We start from the raw sequence: 17,304 nt of genomic DNA, 5'->3' as shown, positions 1-17,304 counted from the left end.
GCCATGCATATTGCATATAAAGCAGAAAAATAGTATAGTAATAGAAGCTTTATGCAAATACGATGACAATAGGTGACATTAGTGAAAAAGAATATAGACTTACTAAATGGAAATATACTCGCATCCCTGACTGAGCTGGCACTGCCAATCATGGCCACGTCACTGGTACAGACTGCTTATAATCTGACGGATATGGCCTGGATTGGCATGGTGGGAAGCGATGCAGTGGCAGCGGTTGGGGCGGCAGCCATGTATACCTGGCTGTCTTCCGGCGTTGCCACCCTGGCCAGGATGGGAGGACAGGTGAAATCTGCCCATGCCTATGGGGAAGGAAACAGAAGGGAGGCGGTACAGTACGGAAAGGGAGCCCTGCAGCTGGCTCTAGTGCTGGCCGCTGTGTATGGAATCATAACAAATCTTTTTGCGGGACCTCTGATAGGTTTTTTCCATCTCAACTCATTTCTGGTGGTCGAAGATGCAATTGTGTATCTGAGAATCGCATGCGGCCTTATTCTCTTTGCGTTTATTGGACAGACACTGACGGGCTTGTATACGGCTTCCGGCAACAGCAGGACTCCTTTTGTGGCCAACTGCATCGGTATGGGAGCCAATATTGTGTTAGATCCTCTGCTAATCTTTGGCCTGGGGCCTATTCCCGGCATGGGAGTAGCCGGTGCAGCCGTTGCTACGGTGACAGCCCAGTTTATCGTGTCTCTGGTCCTGGTGATTTCTATGAGAAAGGAACCTGTGCTGGCAGCTCAGATGCGGATTTGGATTCCTACACCTTTATCCAATATTAAAACCATGGTGCGCATTGGATTTCCGGCAGCAATTCAGAGTATGCTCTACTGCGGGATATCCATGGTCCTTACCAGGTTCGTCACTGCATGGGGGGATACGGCGGTGGCGGTCCAGAGAGTAGGAGGGCAGATTGAATCCATTTCGTGGATGACAGCAGATGGTTTCGGGACAGCCATCAATGCATTTGTAGGGCAGAACTATGGTGCGGGAAACCTGAAGCGGGTAAAGAAGGGGTACATGACGGCATCTGTCATTATGTTTATATGGGGCATCTTTACCACATGCCTCCTTATATTTGGGGCAGCGCCCATATTCAGCCTGTTCATCCATGAGCCGGAGGTCATACCGGCCGGAGCTGATTATCTTCGGATTATTGGATTTTCAGAAATGTTCATGTGTGTGGAACTGATGACTGTGGGAGCCCTGTCCGGTATGGGAAAGACAATGGAGGCATCTGTCATAACCATTATTCTCACGGCGGCGCGCATTCCGCTTGCCGTGATATTGGGGGGAACGGCCCTGGGCCTGAACGGTATTTGGTGGGCCCTGACTATTTCAAGCATTGTAAAAGGAAACATTTTCTTTGTGTATTATCTTCATATCATGAAGAGGATGAAGGCATAGGTATTGCGGCTGACATGCTGCAGCTTTGCAGCTTGGCTGTACCGGGCGAACCGCAAAGAAGGCCCGGAGTTAAAATCCATCTAAAATTCAGGCAAAGTTTAAGGGGGGTAAAATTCAAAAAAATATGCTTGTAAAATCTGGGATTTTGTGAGAAAATAGAACCAAGTATGATGTGATAAATTTAACGAATGGGCACTGTACTTGATCAAATTCATTTTTGAAAGGAGTTTTAACACATGATTTATTCACATGAAGTAGAAGAGATGTGCACAGTTGCACAGGGCGTTCATCATGGCGCTGCTCCAATTCCGGAAGAAGCAAAATGGGTAAAATCAAAAGAAGTCAAAGACATTTCCGGCCTGACCCACGGCGTAGGCTGGTGTGCTCCTCAGCAGGGTGCCTGCAAGCTGACACTGAATGTAAAGGAAGGAATTATCCAGGAAGCTCTGGTTGAGACCATCGGATGCTCAGGTATGACACACTCCGCCGCTATGGCAGCAGAGATTCTGCCGGGCCGTACTGTGTTAGAGGCTTTAAATACAGACTTGGTATGTGACGCTATCAATACAGCTATGAGAGAACTGTTCCTTCAGATTGTTTACGGAAGAACACAGAGTGCATTCTCTGAGGATGGACTTCCTGTAGGAGCTGGTCTGGAAGATTTAGGAAAGGGCCTCCGTTCCCAGGTTGGAACCATGTACGGAACCCTGAAGAAAGGTCCCCGCTATTTGGAGATGGCTGAAGGTTATGTGACTGGTATTGCACTGGATGCAGACGATCAGATCATTGGTTATCAGTTCGTAAGCCTTGGCAAGATGACTGATTTCATCAAGAAGGGCGACGATCCTAACACAGCATGGGAGAAGGCACAGGGCCAGTACGGCCGTGTTGCTGACGCTGTTAAGATTATCGATCCACGTAAAGAATGATGAAGACCGAATAGGAGGAATAAGAAGATGGCATTATTTGAATCATATGAGAGAAGAATTGACAAAATCAATTCTGTATTAAACAGCTATGGCATTGCTTCCATTGAAGAAGCTGAGAAGATTACGAAAGATGCAGGCCTGGACGTTTATGATCAGGTTAAGAAAATCCAGCCAATCTGCTTTGAAAACGCTTGTTGGGCATACATAGTAGGTGCTGCTATTGCTATTAAGAAGAACTGCAGAAGGGCAGCTGACGCAGCTGCTGCTATCGGCGAGGGCCTTCAGTCATTCTGTATTCCAGGTTCTGTTGCTGACCAGCGTAAGGTTGGCTTAGGACATGGCAACCTGGGCAAGATGCTTCTGGAAGAAGATACTGACTGCTTCTGCTTCCTGGCAGGCCACGAGTCCTTTGCCGCAGCTGAGGGCGCTATCGGTATCGCTGAGAAGGCAAATAAGGTTCGTCAGAAACCACTGCGCGTTATCCTGAACGGCTTAGGAAAGGACGCTGCACAGATTATCTCCAGAATCAATGGATTTACTTATGTAGAGACAGAGATGGATTACTATACAGGCGAGGTTAAGGAGCTGTGGAGAAAGTCTTACTCCGAGGGACTTCGCGCAAAGGTTAACTGCTACGGCGCTAACGACGTAACAGAAGGCGTTGCCATCATGTGGAAGGAAGGTGTTGATGTTTCCATTACCGGTAACTCCACCAACCCAACCAGATTCCAGCATCCAGTTGCAGGAACCTATAAGAAGGAATGCGTAGAGAAGGGCAAGAAGTACTTTTCCGTAGCATCCGGCGGCGGTACAGGCCGTACCCTGCATCCGGACAACATGGCAGCTGGTCCTGCTTCCTACGGTATGACCGATACCATGGGACGTATGCATTCAGATGCTCAGTTCGCTGGTTCTTCTTCCGTACCTGCACACGTTGAGATGATGGGTCTCATCGGCGCTGGTAATAACCCAATGGTTGGTATGACGGTGGCGATTGCGGTTAGCATCGAGGAGGCCAGCAAAGCAGGCAAGTTTTAAGTGAATTGTTTTAAAAATAGAATGCAGCTGGTAGTACCTGTATAGTACCCAAACGGCTTTTAAATGCCATAAAATCAAAGGTTACTGCCACCATCGAGGAGAGCGCTTCCTTGTCGAAATATAATATTAGCAGAGAAAAGCGGTTGTGTCCATTGGACGCAAAGCGAAACCCCAAGGAGGGGCAACTCCTTGGGGTTTCTTTTTCCTTTTAAAGAGGAATAACTTAGGCTGACTGTTGTATATAGTTTTAGAGCTGAGGAATTGTTCCGAGGTAACGGTGTTTTGGAATTGGAGACAGGCCGGATGAAAATATAGTTCGGGCATTGGTCCAAAAGAATTGCAGATTGAAGTGTGAAAGGAGCAGTAACGGACCCAGTATGTCCTTGTATGCCATAGGGTTGAGGGAAAATGGATTCACGGAAAGTGAACTTGTATTTCCTCCCCTGTTATTTGCAGAATCAGATGAAGCAGACAGCCGCATTTTGACGGAAGAAAACAGCATAGGCCGGAATATAATCAATGCCAGCCATCCTTTTACACGATGCAATATCAAGGTGTAAGGTGAGGGTGCCCAATGATATTGATTTAAAAAGCAGTGATTTTTTGAGAATAGAGTGATATCTGATATGAAAATTAAACATTACATGGCGCCCATGGAAGGCCTCACCGGCTATATATACCGCAATGCATACCATGCCTGCTATCATCCCATGGACAAATACTTTACTCCCTTCCTGTCCCCAAAGGCCAACAGCTACCTAAGCTCCCGGGAGTTGAACGACATCCTGCCGGAACATAATCAGGGCATGTACGTGGTCCCGCAGATACTCACAAACCAGGCAGGGGATTTTATTCGGACAGCAAAGGAATTACAGGAGTACGGATATTCTGAGATAAACCTGAATCTAGGCTGTCCATCGGGCACCGTGGTGTCCAAGCACAAAGGGGCTGGTTTCCTGGGGCTGCCGGACAGTCTGGACCGGTTTCTGGACGAGGTGTGCGGGAAGATGGAAGAGATGGGCATGGAATTGTCTGTGAAGACGAGACTGGGGCTGATATCGCCGGATGAATTCACGGAACTTTTAGAAATCTACAACCGCTATCCGCTGAAGGAATTGATCCTGCATCCCAGGGTCCGTACGGATTACTATAAGAATACCCCGAATATGCCGGCATTTCGCGGCGGGTTTGACGGCAGCCGGGCCCCGGTGTGCTATAATGGGGATATATTTACTATATCTGACTATGAGACACTGTGCGGAGATTATCCGGAATTGGATAGAGTAATGCTGGGCCGTGGAATCATATCCAATCCCGGACTGCTGGACAGGATTGCGGCAGGGGCAAATTCCAGTGGTGTGGGAACCGGCAAGGAAACATTAAAACAATTCCACCAGATGGTATACGAGGGCTATCGCGAAATCATGTCCGGGGACAGAAATGTCCTGTTTAAGATGAAGGAACTGTGGGCCTGCATGATTCAGATTTTTTCCGACAATGGGAAATACATTAAGAGAATAAAGAAATCACAGAGACTGGAAGAATATGAGGCAGCGGCAGCTGCTGTATTCCGGGACCTGGATATCATGGAAGGTGCCGGATTCCGCACGTATTAATGGCGGTATCCGGTACTTTCTGCTTGTAATTTGTTCTGCCGCATTTCCTGGGTATTTTTGTGAAAACTGCAGGGATGATATTTTCCTGCTATTGTGCTATACTTTTAGGTAATCCGCTTTTTCAATGACACCGCATCCGATTTTGGTTCCGGAGTTTCCGGAGGGCTGGGATGTAAAGTCGTCGGCATGACTGTGAATGACTACGGCTCTGCCGATAATGTCATCTGTGGAGAAGCGCTTGTCATAGAAGGAAAGCCAGGCATAACCTTCGTTTCCAAGAAGAGGAAGCAGGTCGCCTGCATGTTCCGGATGAGGTTCGCCGGACGGATTGTAGTGGTCTCCTGTTTTTGCGAAGTCGTCAGAGCAATCGCCGTTCTGGTGGATGTGCATGGCATAATAGTTTGTAGAGCCGGGCACCTGTTTGTTCGGCAGATTGAAGATTTCGGCTTCCACCAGCACGCCCCCGTAAGGAGTCTGGTAGAATTTTACCAGGCCGCTTAAGTTGGGAGCAGCACTTCCGCCTCTGACCCAGGCAATGGCGGCAGGGGCCCGAAAGCGCAGCAAATCAGCAAAGATGTCAGCAGGAGTGACGGATTGGTTGGCCATAATGGTCTCCTGTAAAGATGATTTCTTTATAGCATATGCGCATAAAAAAATAAGTTTACCTGAATCGGTAAACTTATCTTTTATTTGGAGGGGACCGGCAGAAGGGGAGCTGCCGGTCATAGGTATGAAAAAGTGTTTTCCTGTATAGTAAAAGGTCTTTCGCCTTACAGGTATTACTATACAGGGAAAATGTGGCCAAAGTTTGAGCACACGCTAAAGAATCAATAAAGAAACTAAAGGGAAAATAAACAATTTATAAAAGCAGGAGACAGATTATGGTAAGACGATTCGGCAGTGGGGAGGCAGACATGAAGCAATCGGGTATGAAGGAATCGAGCATGAAGCAATCGAATATAAAGCAATCAAATATGAAACAGACGAAACAATGGAATTTGAAACAGCCAGACAGCAAACAATCAGGCATGAAACAATTAAACATAGGCCGGTCAATGATAAGGCTGCTGGCAGCGGCGTCTGCAGCAGCCCTTTTATTATCCACCACTGTCTATGCAGGAGCCTGGTCCCAGGTGGGACCGGATGGTGCGTGGACGGTTGGAGGATGGGAAGCAGCCTATGATGCCAATTACCCCCTGAAGGACTACCTGGACCAGGCCGGGCTTCAATATGTGGATGTTATCATGGGGTGGAATGCAAAGGGAGAACCTGTGATGGAGAGGCGCCTGCGCCAGGATAATAATTATGGGCTGTATAATTATTTTGGGCTTTCCGACGATTTGTGCAAGGCATTGTACGGGGAAAGCGACCAGATAGGGACAGGGGAAATGGCTGTGGACGGCGACAGTCTTCTGATGCTGGGCCAGGTGGCCCTGTATCAGGAAAATGTGGGAAGCGATACCTACAAACAGAGGCGAAATGCCCTGGCCCTGGTGCTCCGGGATTATCTGAACAGCTACCGGTGGAGAGATGTCAGTGAACTGGAGCGGGCAAAGCATGCGGCCCTTTACATTGCCTCGGGCTGCACGTATGATACAGGATTGTATAACCGGTTTGTAAACGGGGAGGACACCTCCGGAGACCCGTCCTTCACAGCCTATGGCTGCCTGGTAAATCATAAGGCTGTCTGCGAAGGCATTTCCGTGGCATATCAGATGCTGGCCAGGTCCATGGGCCTTAACTGCTTCTGCGCGCCGGACGATAATGATAAGGACCACATGTTTGTTTACGTGGAAGCAGGAGGCAGCTGGTATAAGGTGGATTTGTCCGTGACAGGACTGATGCCCCAGACCATGGTGGACCGGTGTTTTAAGACCACGGCAAACCAGGAAGTGGAGCGCATTTTTGCCGCTTATTATAATAAGGCCAATCCATACATTGCCCATGTGGATTATGGAAATCTGGCTCCCGGACAGGTGTATGATTTAAGCAACGGCAGACAGCTTCGGAAATATCCGTAGAGCGGAGGCTTAGGCCGTGGAACATGGCGGCGGAAGAATTCTGAAAAGTGATTCCGGAGATTCCGGAAAAGAAAGGACTGAGAATAATAGAATGTATGATAATCTGACAGCCAATGATATAAAGAAAATGCAGGAAGAAATAGAATACCGCAAATTAGTGGTCCGCAAGGAAGCCCTGGAGGCAGTGAAGGAAGCCAGGGCCCATGGGGATTTAAGTGAGAATTTTGAATATAAGGCGGCCAAGCAGGATAAGAACAGGAATGAGAGCAGGATTCGTTATCTGGAAAAAATGATAAAAACCGCCAGAATCATATCCGATATCTCCAGGGAAGGCGAAGTGGGCCTGGGAGATACAGTGGAGGTCTATATTCCCGATGATGATGAGACGGAACGTTATAAGCTTGTAACTACTGTCAGAGGTAATTCCCTTCAGGGATTAATCAGTATTGATTCGCCTCTGGGCAAGGCCATAAGGGGCCGCAAGGCAGGGGATAAGGTCTATGTGAAGGTGGACGATTGTTTTGGATATGATGTGGAGATTCGCTCCATTGATAAGACCACGGAAGATGATGAAGATAAGCTGCGCAGTTATTAACAGAATACCATTCACGTTCCATTCTATATGGATTCAGGCCCGGCAGAAGGTTGAAAAGATTCAGAAGGTCTTGCCGGGCCTTTTCCGGCGATAAGAGTGTTCACATATAAAATGAGGGACAGAAGGAGAACCATATGGCGGCAGTTAACATGACAGAAGGCGGCATTACAAAACATCTGGCGGACTATTCCATTCCCCTGATTCTGGGCAATATGTTCCAGCTCACCTACAATGCAGCGGACTCCATCATAGCCGGCAGATTCATAGGAAAGGAGGCGCTGGCAGCGGAAGGTACGGCAAGCCCGGTGATGAATATTGTCATACTCGGAATATCGGGCATCTGTATGGGGGCGTCTGTACTGATGAGCGAGTTCTATGGAGCGGGTAAGAAAGAAAAGTTAAAACGGGAAATGTCCACCACAGTCATATTCGGCTGCTGTTTTTCGGTGATGATAGCCACATTAGGAGGATTTTTCTCAAAACCTCTGCTCGGAGCACTGGGAGTGCCGGATGAGATACTGGGCAAAGCGGCTTCTTACCTGTCCATCATTTTTCTGGGTGCGCCGTTTACTTATTTTTATAATGCGGTATCGGCTGCCCTTAAGAGTGTGGGAGATTCCAAAACGCCACTCAAGTTTTTAGCATTTTCTTCTATACTAAATGCGGTTTTGGATTTGATTTTTATTGGGGGGCTGGGGTTTGGCATTGTATGTTCTGCTGTTACCACGGTAGTGGCGGAGGCGGCCTCAGCCTTTCTCTGCATAACGTATGTATACAGAAAAATCCCCATGCTGCAGTTAAGGCGGGGGGAGTTCACCATGGACAGGCAGCTTCTCAGGCAGACACTGCGTTACGGCAGCATAACGGCGTTGCAGCAGTCCTGCCAGCCCATCGGAAAGCTGTTGATTCAGGGCGCCGTCAATCCGCTGGGCGTGGATATGATTGCGGCATTCAACGCGGTCAATCGAATTGATGACTATGCGTTTACCCCTGAGCAGAGCATTTCACATGGAATTACCACGTTTGTGGCGCAGAACAGAGGGGCGGGCAGGAAGGAAAGCATCCGAAAGGGATTGAGAAGAGGGCTCATGCTGGAAGCATGTTACTGGGTGTTCATCTGCATAACCATTACATTGTTCAGAAGGCCGCTTATGGGGCTGTTCGTTACGGCAGGAAATGAAGGGATTGTGGCATTGGGCAGCAGTTATCTGGGAATGATGGCGTTATTTTATGTGTTTCCGGCATTTACCAATGGGATACAGGGATTTTTCAGAGGAATGGGAAATATGAGCGTTACTCTGTTAGGAACCTTTGTCCAGACCAGCCTCAGGGTAGTGTTTGTGTACCTGTTAACCCCCGGAATCGGACTTCCGGGGGTTGCATATGCCTGTGCCATAGGCTGGAGTGTCATGCTTTTGGCTGAGGTTCCTTACTATTTTTGGTTTATGAAAGATAAATAATGGAGAAACTAAGGAATCTGTAGTAAAATGTGTTATATATAAAATAACGCTTTACTACAAGGGGGATACAAATGGAGGAAGGTACATATTATCCGGCCAGAGATGGGGAGGGTCTGACCGTGTTTATGATGGGAAGTATCATGCTGGAATATAACAGGAAGCCCCTGCAGATTCCCGGAGGACCTTCGGGAAAGGTACTGCAGCTGGTACTTATATTGCTGTATTCCGGCGAGGAGGGCGTACACAGGGAGGAGCTTCTGGACATACTTTACGGAAATGGTGAATGCTCCAATCCTTCGGGGAGTTTACGGGCCACGGTATTCCGGCTCCGCAAGCTTTTGGAGGGCAGTGAACTGCCGCCCCGCGAGTATATCCGCACAGACGGAGGAATCTACAGATGGGACAGCGGGGAACTGCCTGTGTATATCGATGCCAGAGATTTCGAGAATACGGCAAAGGAGGCCCTGCGCACCCATGATGAGGCACTCTTAAAACGTGCCTGCAGTCTGTATCAGGGAGAATTTCTGGACCAGCTCGCCGGTGAGAAATGGGTATCAGCGGTGGGAGTGCGATATCAGGAGCTGTATTTCAGCTGCCTGCGGGCTGCCAGCAGTCTAATGCGAAAAAACCGGGAATATAATGGACTTCTGGAGATATGTAATTATGCCTGCGAGCTGTATCCGTATGAGGAATGCCAGATTATGAAAATTGACTGCCTCATTGCCATGAAGCGGTTCAAGGAGGCCATGCAGGTGTATGACGCCGCAGTTTCCCAGTATTTTGAGGAACAGGGACTTCCTCCATCCGAGAAGATGCTGGAACGGTTCCGCATTATGAGCGGACAGATTCGTTATACATCCGATACGCTTAAGGATATAAGGGACAGCCTTCATGAGAGGGACCGGATTAACGGACCTTATTACTGTGCATACCCGGCATTTATCGACTGTTACCGGCTTTTGGCCCGCATGGCGGAGAGGGGGGATTTTTCCGGCGTGCTTCTGTGCTGTACCTTGCTGGATTCCAAGGGAAAGCCTCTGGATACAGGCGGGGAGCTTTTAAAGACCGCGTCAGAAAAGCTTCACGATGCCATCGCCAAGTCCCTCAGGAAAGGCGATTTATTTACCTGCTATAATCCCAGCCAATATCTGGTCATGCTCAACGGCACGTCCAATGAGTATTGTCTGCTGATTTATGAGCGGATTGACAGTAACCTGCATCTCTGGGATGGAGCCAGGAAGGTGAAACTCAATTACCAGGTGATGCCGGAGAGTCTGATATAGGGAGAATGAGGGGAAGCTGACAGAAAAATTTGTAATAGAATAGACTGGTTGGTATTAGATAAGCCGTCGCAGAAGAGTGAATCTGCGGCGGCTTTGTTTATTATATAGAAAGCATATGGTATCCGGATTTTGGAATGTAATAATTAAACGCGTTCTAGGCATGCATATTAGGCATGGCCCCATAACGGCCTTCCAGATACTGCTTTCCATAGGCCTCATCATTACGCGGTATGAGGCCGTTTTCTTTTTTGTAACTGGACAGAGGATATAATTCCGTATCCTGCCCATCCTGACGGCAGCAAAGCCAGATTTCATCCCGGCGCATCTGCGTTGGCTGCAGAATGGCAGTATTATGGGCAGTGAATAGCAATTGTGCATTATGAGGATTTTTCTCATGGTTGGCATAGAGTGCAATCATATAACGGAGTGCGTGAGGGTGAAGAATACAGTCAAGGTCATCTGCCATCATCAGGCTGCCGTCATCCAGACTGGCCAGGACTGAGGGCAGCAGTGAGAGCAGTTTTTTAATGCCCATGGATTCCTCTTCCCATGACAGTTCGAAGGTACAGCCTTCATAAGGACTGTGAACAAGGAATGCAGCAGGGGATTTTTGGTCAGAGTCCGGTATGATACTGTAATCCGTTATATCAAGTCCCAAATCCTTAAGGATACCGCACAGTCTCCGGCGTCCGTATCGGAAGGCAGTTCTTTGGGACTGTTTCCCTGTATTCTGCTGAACCAGGAATAGGCGGCCCTGGCATGTATGGAATCCGTATAGGCATTGAGCCAAGACAGCAAAGTCACCGATGGGGGCACGGCCTTGAGGGGGAAGGAGATGAGTTCACGCCCGGGATGAATGACGGATTCCTTCCTATTAAAAAGAATACCCGTATCACTCCCGCCCAGACTACCGTAGAACAGATTCTCCTCAGCAATGGTTCCCTTTGAGAACTGGAGCTGATAGCGGAACAGGAATCCCTGGCTGCGGAATAACACGTCAAACTGGGTGGGGGTGTCCCTGCACTCAGATGAAAACATGCAATGCACATCCCTGATTCTGGTTGGCACTGTTACAGATGCTGTAACCAGGGAGGAGAGACAGGATAAGGCGTTGAGGACCGTGGACTTCCCGCAGCCGTTAGGGCCATAGATTCCGATAAGGGGAAGGATGCGTTCGCCGTCAGCCGGGTCCTTCAACAGGGTATTTTTATGTTCGTTGATGGAGGCAGGTAGGAAATCCAACAAAACTTCCTCTTTGAATGCTTTGAAATTTTTGAAACTGAACTGGATTAGCATAATAACACCTCAAAACGTGAGAGAAAAACTCAAAAATATGTGTCATTTGTATCTGTAACCATTTTACCATAATATTGACAATAATACAATTAAAATGAGTTTTTTTCTCATTGACAAGAGGAGTTCTTAAAGCTTTATAAATGGAAATATATGGATATAAATACATGAAAAGGTTATAAAAAGCAGGCGAAATTTTAATGATATAAATAAAAAGTAACGAGAAATCAGGGGAAAATAACGCTTTGCATAACGCCCTCTTTGCTATGATTATAGCGAGGGAAGCTATAATTACATAATTAATTTAATAAAAATTTTAAACTTTATTAAATTGTAACCAGATTGTAACTGTGGTTTGCTATACTAGTTTCGGACAGCTGGATTATCAGGAATCATGTAGAAAGAAAAAATTATGAGAGGAGTGTAAGTATGGAAGGACGAAAAAGGTCTTGCATGTTAAAGAAATCAGTCTATAACATGCGGAAACGTCTGGTGGCCTTAGCGTTAGCGGCAGCCATGGTTTGCACCAATGTGGGTGCGGACCTGAACGCAGCTTATGCGGCTACATCGTCGTCAGAGTCTGTCACATTCGAAATGACTGGTTCCCAATTGGTGACAGCTATCGAAGAAGCTATCGAAAACGGCAATGTAATATCACCGGGCGATCTTGACTTTACCAATGGAGACATTGCTAAATTCGAGAGTTTGTTCTACGGAGAGGGGAAAGTATTAGAAGTATTCCCGGATCCGGACGGCGGCAGTATGGATGCGGAACTGAGAGTATTCGTACGTCTGCCGGAAGATGCCGATGACATGTATATGGTAACCGGCGATGAGGAGATTATCTTCTTATATGTGAATAATGGGGAAGATACGGTTAGTTTCTCTACCACGATTTATGATGATGAAGGTGGGAAACTGAAGTCAACAAAAGCTATCAGGGTAAAAAGTTTTGAGGCTGCTTTTGGTGAAGAAGAAATCAATTATATCTCCAAGCCAACGGAAACCACCGCTCCAGCGGAAGACAATGGACCGGCAAAGGAGGAGTCTACGGCTCCGACAGAATCTGAGACAGCGGCACCGGAAGAAGGAAGTACTGCTGCACCGGAAGAAGGAAGTACTGCTGCACCAGAGGAAGGAACTACAGCAGCACCGGATGAGGGAACAACTGTAGCGCCGGAAGAAACTACGACCGCAGCAGAGGAGAGCAGTTCAGAGGCTCCTTCAGAAAGCGAGACAGATTCGACAACAGAAGCCGAACAGACTGAACCGGAAACTACAGAAGCTCCGGAAACCACTGAGGAAAAAACTCAGGAACCGGAAACCTCTGAAGCTGAGGTAGCTGAGCCGGAGAACTCAACCGGCGAACCCGTTGCTTCTATTACTCGTCATTATGCACCAATTGTTGCTGATAACGAGGAAGGCGGAGTGCCAGAACAGCCTAAGGCGGATGCAGCTGAAGAACATGTAGAGGAACCAAAGGAAACAACTAAGGCAGAAGTAGAAACAGAAGAAAAAGAACCCGAAACAACTGAGAAGGCTACAGAACCTACAGAAGTCACAGATTCTACGGATTCAACTGAAGCTACAAAAGAAACGTCTACTACAGTTCCGGATGCGACAACAGAAGCAGGAGGCGAGGATGTAAATCCAAGTGAAAGCACATCTGCTGAGGAGACCACAACAGCTCCGACAGAGGATGAGGAGACCGCAACAGCAGTTGAGACACCTGAGGTGACAGAGCCGGTTCAGGCTGGTACTCCATCTGAAGTAACTAAGCCGGAGGAAATGAAACCGGAAGAAAATGTTAATAAGGCTGAGAAGAATGATATAGTTGGCATGGGGTATTGCAGCACAGCGAAGGCTTATGTGACCAAATTAAAAGACCTTAAGGTTTTGAAGGGACAGCTTGAGCTTTCAGCTACAGTAGATGGTGCTGAGAATGTCAATGTTACATTGACAGCAAATCCTGGTGTGGTACCACAGGGAAGTTATATCGAGGCGACAGCGATTATTGATGACAGCGAGCTTGAATTGATGAAGGAAGCTGCTAATGAGAAGCTGAACAGACAGAATCTGGCAGCCGTAGATATATTCGCAGCGGACGTTAAACTCTTTGATGCTGATGGAAATGAGATACAGCCTAAGGGCAGCGTTAGGGTTGCTTTTGAGGGAACTGAGATAAACAGCAGCGAGTCTGTTGTATATCATATGGACGACGAGAACAGTGGAATAAGTACTTTGAGTCTGGATGCGGCTGAGCCTAATCCATATACGGCGGAAACAGTTACAAACGTAGATGCTGGCAGTGATGAGGCTGCATTTGTTACAAATCATTTTTCCATATATGCGGAGATTGAGACTGAGGAAAGATATTATTATGAAGTTAATTTCTGGTATGCGGAGGATGGTCAGAACAAACTGATTTCAGGACCACAATATGTGGAAGAAGGGCATGACGCAATATTGCCCGCTGCGCCTGAATTTGATGGGTATGTTTTTGTCGGATGGGATCCCAGCCCTCAGAACATTTCGGGGGATTCCGATATATATGCCCGGTATTCTAAGACGGCTGATTTAATTAGGCTTACAGTAAACTATATATATTCCGATGGAACTGTGGCAGCCCAACCATGGGTAGCGGAAGTTCAGGCAGGTGTTAACTGTAATTATACTATTGCATCGCCGGAAATAGCCGGATTTGTAGCGGATCAAACTGTGGTTGGCTTTAATGGTGTATATAGTGGTGATCAAACAGTTACCGTTACTTATAAAGGCGGAGAGACCCAATATCAGGTTAAACACTATCTGCTGAACCCGGATGGAAGCCAGCCGTCTGAACCGGTAATTACTGAAACTCTGACAGGAGAGGTTGGGTTGAATACCCAGGCTGCTGCGAAAGAGTATGAAGGCTTTACGCCAAAGCCCATTGCCCAGGTTGCGATTGGGTCTGATGGCAGAACTGTTGTCGAAGTACATTATGAGCGTAATCTATATACTTTGACTTGGGATACCGGAGATGGCGGAAGTTATATCGCTCCCACGGAAGTTGTATATGGCGCAGCAGTCGACGAACCCGTAGAAAAACCTACAAGGTTGGGGTATGAATTCCTGGGTTGGGAAACGGTACCTGCAACAATGCCCGCTCAGGATACTGTGGTTACGGCAAAGTGGCAGAGTGTTGCTGAGGCGGATTATAAAGTGGTATATTGGAAAGAGACACTTACTGTTGGAGAATACGCTGTAGCGGAAATTACTTATGGCCGGAACGGAACAGTGGGGGATAATATTCCTACTCAGATAAAGAACTATGAGGGGTTTGCTCTAAACAATCAAAAATCCGCAGGTAGTGTAGAGATTACTGCGGATGGCCTGGCGGTAAAGAATGTATATTATGATAGAGAGCAGTATACGATTAAGTTTTATAGAAAGGATTTAATATGGTGGCAGGAAGATGCATCTTTAAGAATAACCGCACGTTATGGCGCAGATGTATCAAAGGAATGGGAAAAGGCTTGTGCTAAAGACTGCTGGGGACCAAATAAAAATGATAGTGTTCAATACACATTAATAGCAAATATGCCGGCGGAAAATTTGAATATGTATAGAAAAAACGCTGGTAGTGGTAAAAAAATCTATTATTATGTTGAGGGGTTAACGCAAGGTGAAAAGTTAACATATGCTGCGTTTAATGCATCGAGTAATGTTCATCTGACCGAGGAAGATAAGATGCCGATAACCGGATTTGCTTTTGATTCTTGGAAGCAATATTCATCCGATGGGTCATCTGACTTGTGGTTATATTATACGCGTAATTCTTATGAGTTATTTTTCGAAAATTGCGCAACAATGAACCCTGAAAAAATCAAGTTTGAAGCACCTTTATCAACTGGTAAACCTGATGGAGAGCCCGGACGGCCGGCCAATATAGATAATGATTATAAATTTGCAGGCTGGTACCTTGACCCGGGATTTACTACAGCGGTGGATTGGGATTCAAGGATGCCTGCGGAAGGCGTTACAATCTATGCCAAGTGGGAAATTCCTAAATATGATGTTATGTTTGAAACAAATGGTGGAGATTCCATTGACAAGATTACAGTAAAAAAGGGAGATGTCTTATCTGACCTTCCAGTACCAAAAAAAACAGGTGATGTTTTCCTTGGATGGTATACAGACCCTCAAATGACGAAAAAATATATTGCTGAATCTAAGATTGTGAAAGATACAATTTTATATGCAAGATGGGAAAGCTCTGATACTGTAAATTATACAGTGAAGTATGTCTCATCAGCAGATGGAAGCGTTATAGCACCTGAAGAAACACGAAATGCTGAATTAGGTTCTACTGTCAGTGAAGCAGCAAAGTCAATTGATAATTATTATCCTAAGGCTACAGTATTGACTGTTAAAATAACAGAGCGTGATCAAGAAATTGTATTTGAATACACCCCAGTCGAAAAATGGACTTACACTGTAAAATACTTGTTGGAGGGAACACAAGATGCAGTGCCGGGAAGCAGTCCTTTTGAGAATGAAACAAGTGATCATGAATTAGCGGTTAACTTTAAATCTTTTGAAGGATACACCTTAGTATCTGCTCCAGTGGTCAGTGTAACAAAAGAGAGGCCTGAGGCGGTATTCTTTTACCGAGAGAAGAAAGCTATATACCATACACAACATTGGTTTGAAAGAGTGAGCTATGTTGATGAAAACGAGCGATTTGGCTTACATGATATCACAACGACCACAGGTGTTGAATCTGGTATACCAGTTTCGGCTCAAGCATTAGAACCTGTGCCAGAAGGTTTTACACTGGATACAAGTATTGCAGGAACAATAGCAAGTGGAACAACGAATATCCAAAATATACTGACTATGAAGTTGTTCTATGTGAGAAGCAGCTATGATGTAAAATATGTAATTGATGGGCCGCAGCCTGAAGGAGTTATTGTTCCTACTGGTGGAAGTTATAAATATAAGGAAACAGTAACACTTGAACCTACACTTAGCGTTCCAGGATATACCTTTATTGGATGGGAGACTGACGATGTAGCATCATTATCTAATGGTAAATTTATGATGCCTACTCATGATGTTACATTAAAAGGACGGTTTGTCGAAAATGCGGCAGTGGAAATAAGATATGTGCCGGATGACGCAGAGCACGGAACAACGACTAACAATCCTGATAGTGTGAATCCTGCAACAGGAACGCCGAAAGGCTCCGTAGCGACAGCAAAGGCCGGATATGCGTTCAAGAACTGGACGAAGGACGGAGAGGTGGTAAGCTGGAATGCAGAGCTGAAGCCGGAGGATATTGAGAAGGTAGGAGGCGTGTATGTAGCATCCGAATACGTAGCGAACTTCGGAGTGGACGACAACGGAGACCAGATCCCGGATGAGTACCAGATTAAAGTAACCTACAGTGCGGTGAACGGAAGAGTGGACCTGACAGAAGCACAGTATGTGACGCTGTATAAGGATGACCATTATGCGACGAAGGCAGAGGGAGGCGTGGGAACGCTGACGGAAGCCCAGATAGCAAAGGCAACGGCAGCCAACGGATACAACCAGGCAAGCGAGAGCTGGAACCCGGAGAAGCCGGAAGCCGGAACAACGCAGTTCACGGAAGATACGCATT

General features: G+C 46.7%; 10 protein-coding genes and 1 pseudogene. 9 read left to right on the top strand and 2 right to left on the bottom strand.

The window, feature by feature from the left end:
- The first annotated feature begins 72 nt into the window (after positions 1 to 72).
- From G614_RS0109170 to G614_RS0109150, 4 genes are all read left to right on the top strand, one after another.
- Positions 73 to 1,425, top strand: a complete 1,353-nt coding sequence (locus G614_RS0109170; protein WP_027641733.1) for an MATE family efflux transporter — start codon at positions 73 to 75, stop codon at positions 1,423 to 1,425.
- Positions 1,426 to 1,661: 236 nt separating this feature from the next.
- The gene (locus G614_RS0109165) at positions 1,662 to 2,354 is read left to right on the top strand and encodes an iron-sulfur cluster assembly scaffold protein (protein WP_002569846.1); all 693 of its coding nucleotides are present in this window, start codon (positions 1,662 to 1,664) and stop codon (positions 2,352 to 2,354) included.
- A 27-nt stretch (positions 2,355 to 2,381) separates the two neighbouring features.
- A complete protein-coding gene (locus tag G614_RS0109160; protein WP_027641732.1) occupies positions 2,382 to 3,392 on the top strand; it encodes a GGGtGRT protein in 1,011 nt (336 codons plus the stop codon).
- Positions 3,393 to 4,018: 626 nt separating this feature from the next.
- The gene (locus tag G614_RS0109150; RefSeq protein ID WP_027641730.1) at positions 4,019 to 5,008 is read left to right on the top strand and encodes a tRNA dihydrouridine synthase; all 990 of its coding nucleotides are present in this window, start codon (positions 4,019 to 4,021) and stop codon (positions 5,006 to 5,008) included.
- A gap of 96 nt (positions 5,009 to 5,104) precedes the next feature.
- Here the strand turns inward: G614_RS0109150 and G614_RS0109145 are convergent, their stop codons facing one another.
- The gene (locus tag G614_RS0109145) at positions 5,105 to 5,614 is read right to left on the bottom strand and encodes a superoxide dismutase family protein (RefSeq protein WP_027641729.1); all 510 of its coding nucleotides are present in this window, start codon (positions 5,612 to 5,614) and stop codon (positions 5,105 to 5,107) included.
- Positions 5,615 to 5,889: 275 nt separating this feature from the next.
- Between G614_RS0109145 and G614_RS0109140 the strand changes: the two genes are divergently transcribed.
- The 4 genes from G614_RS0109140 to G614_RS0109125 all read left to right on the top strand — a co-directional run bounded on the left by G614_RS0109140 (position 5,890) and on the right by G614_RS0109125 (position 10,367).
- Positions 5,890 to 7,029, top strand: coding sequence for a transglutaminase domain-containing protein (locus G614_RS0109140; protein WP_027641728.1), 1,140 nt, complete (start codon positions 5,890 to 5,892; stop codon positions 7,027 to 7,029).
- A gap of 91 nt (positions 7,030 to 7,120) precedes the next feature.
- Complete coding sequence (locus G614_RS0109135; protein WP_027641727.1) at positions 7,121 to 7,624, top strand: GreA/GreB family elongation factor; 504 nt, start codon at positions 7,121 to 7,123, stop codon at positions 7,622 to 7,624.
- Positions 7,625 to 7,758: 134 nt separating this feature from the next.
- Positions 7,759 to 9,084 carry an MATE family efflux transporter gene (locus tag G614_RS0109130; RefSeq protein ID WP_027641726.1) on the top strand — a complete coding sequence of 442 codons (1,326 nt, stop codon included), beginning with the start codon at positions 7,759 to 7,761 and terminating at the stop codon, positions 9,082 to 9,084.
- A 71-nt stretch (positions 9,085 to 9,155) separates the two neighbouring features.
- Positions 9,156 to 10,367, top strand: a complete 1,212-nt coding sequence (locus G614_RS0109125) for an AfsR/SARP family transcriptional regulator (RefSeq protein ID WP_027641725.1) — start codon at positions 9,156 to 9,158, stop codon at positions 10,365 to 10,367.
- Between the two features lie 154 nt (positions 10,368 to 10,521).
- Here the strand turns inward: G614_RS0109125 and G614_RS34330 are convergent.
- Positions 10,522 to 11,663: pseudogene (locus G614_RS34330) on the bottom strand (AAA family ATPase).
- Between the two features lie 609 nt (positions 11,664 to 12,272).
- Between G614_RS34330 and G614_RS27165 the strand changes: the two are divergent.
- On the top strand, positions 12,273 to 17,304 hold a 5,032-nt coding region (locus G614_RS27165; RefSeq protein ID WP_207637841.1), incomplete at its 3' end, for an InlB B-repeat-containing protein.

This window comes from [Clostridium] clostridioforme AGR2157 (genome assembly GCF_000424325.1).
Classification (GTDB): Bacteria; Bacillota; Clostridia; order Lachnospirales; family Lachnospiraceae; genus Enterocloster; species Enterocloster clostridioformis_A.
This window is presented reverse-complemented; position numbering and strand designations above follow the sequence as displayed.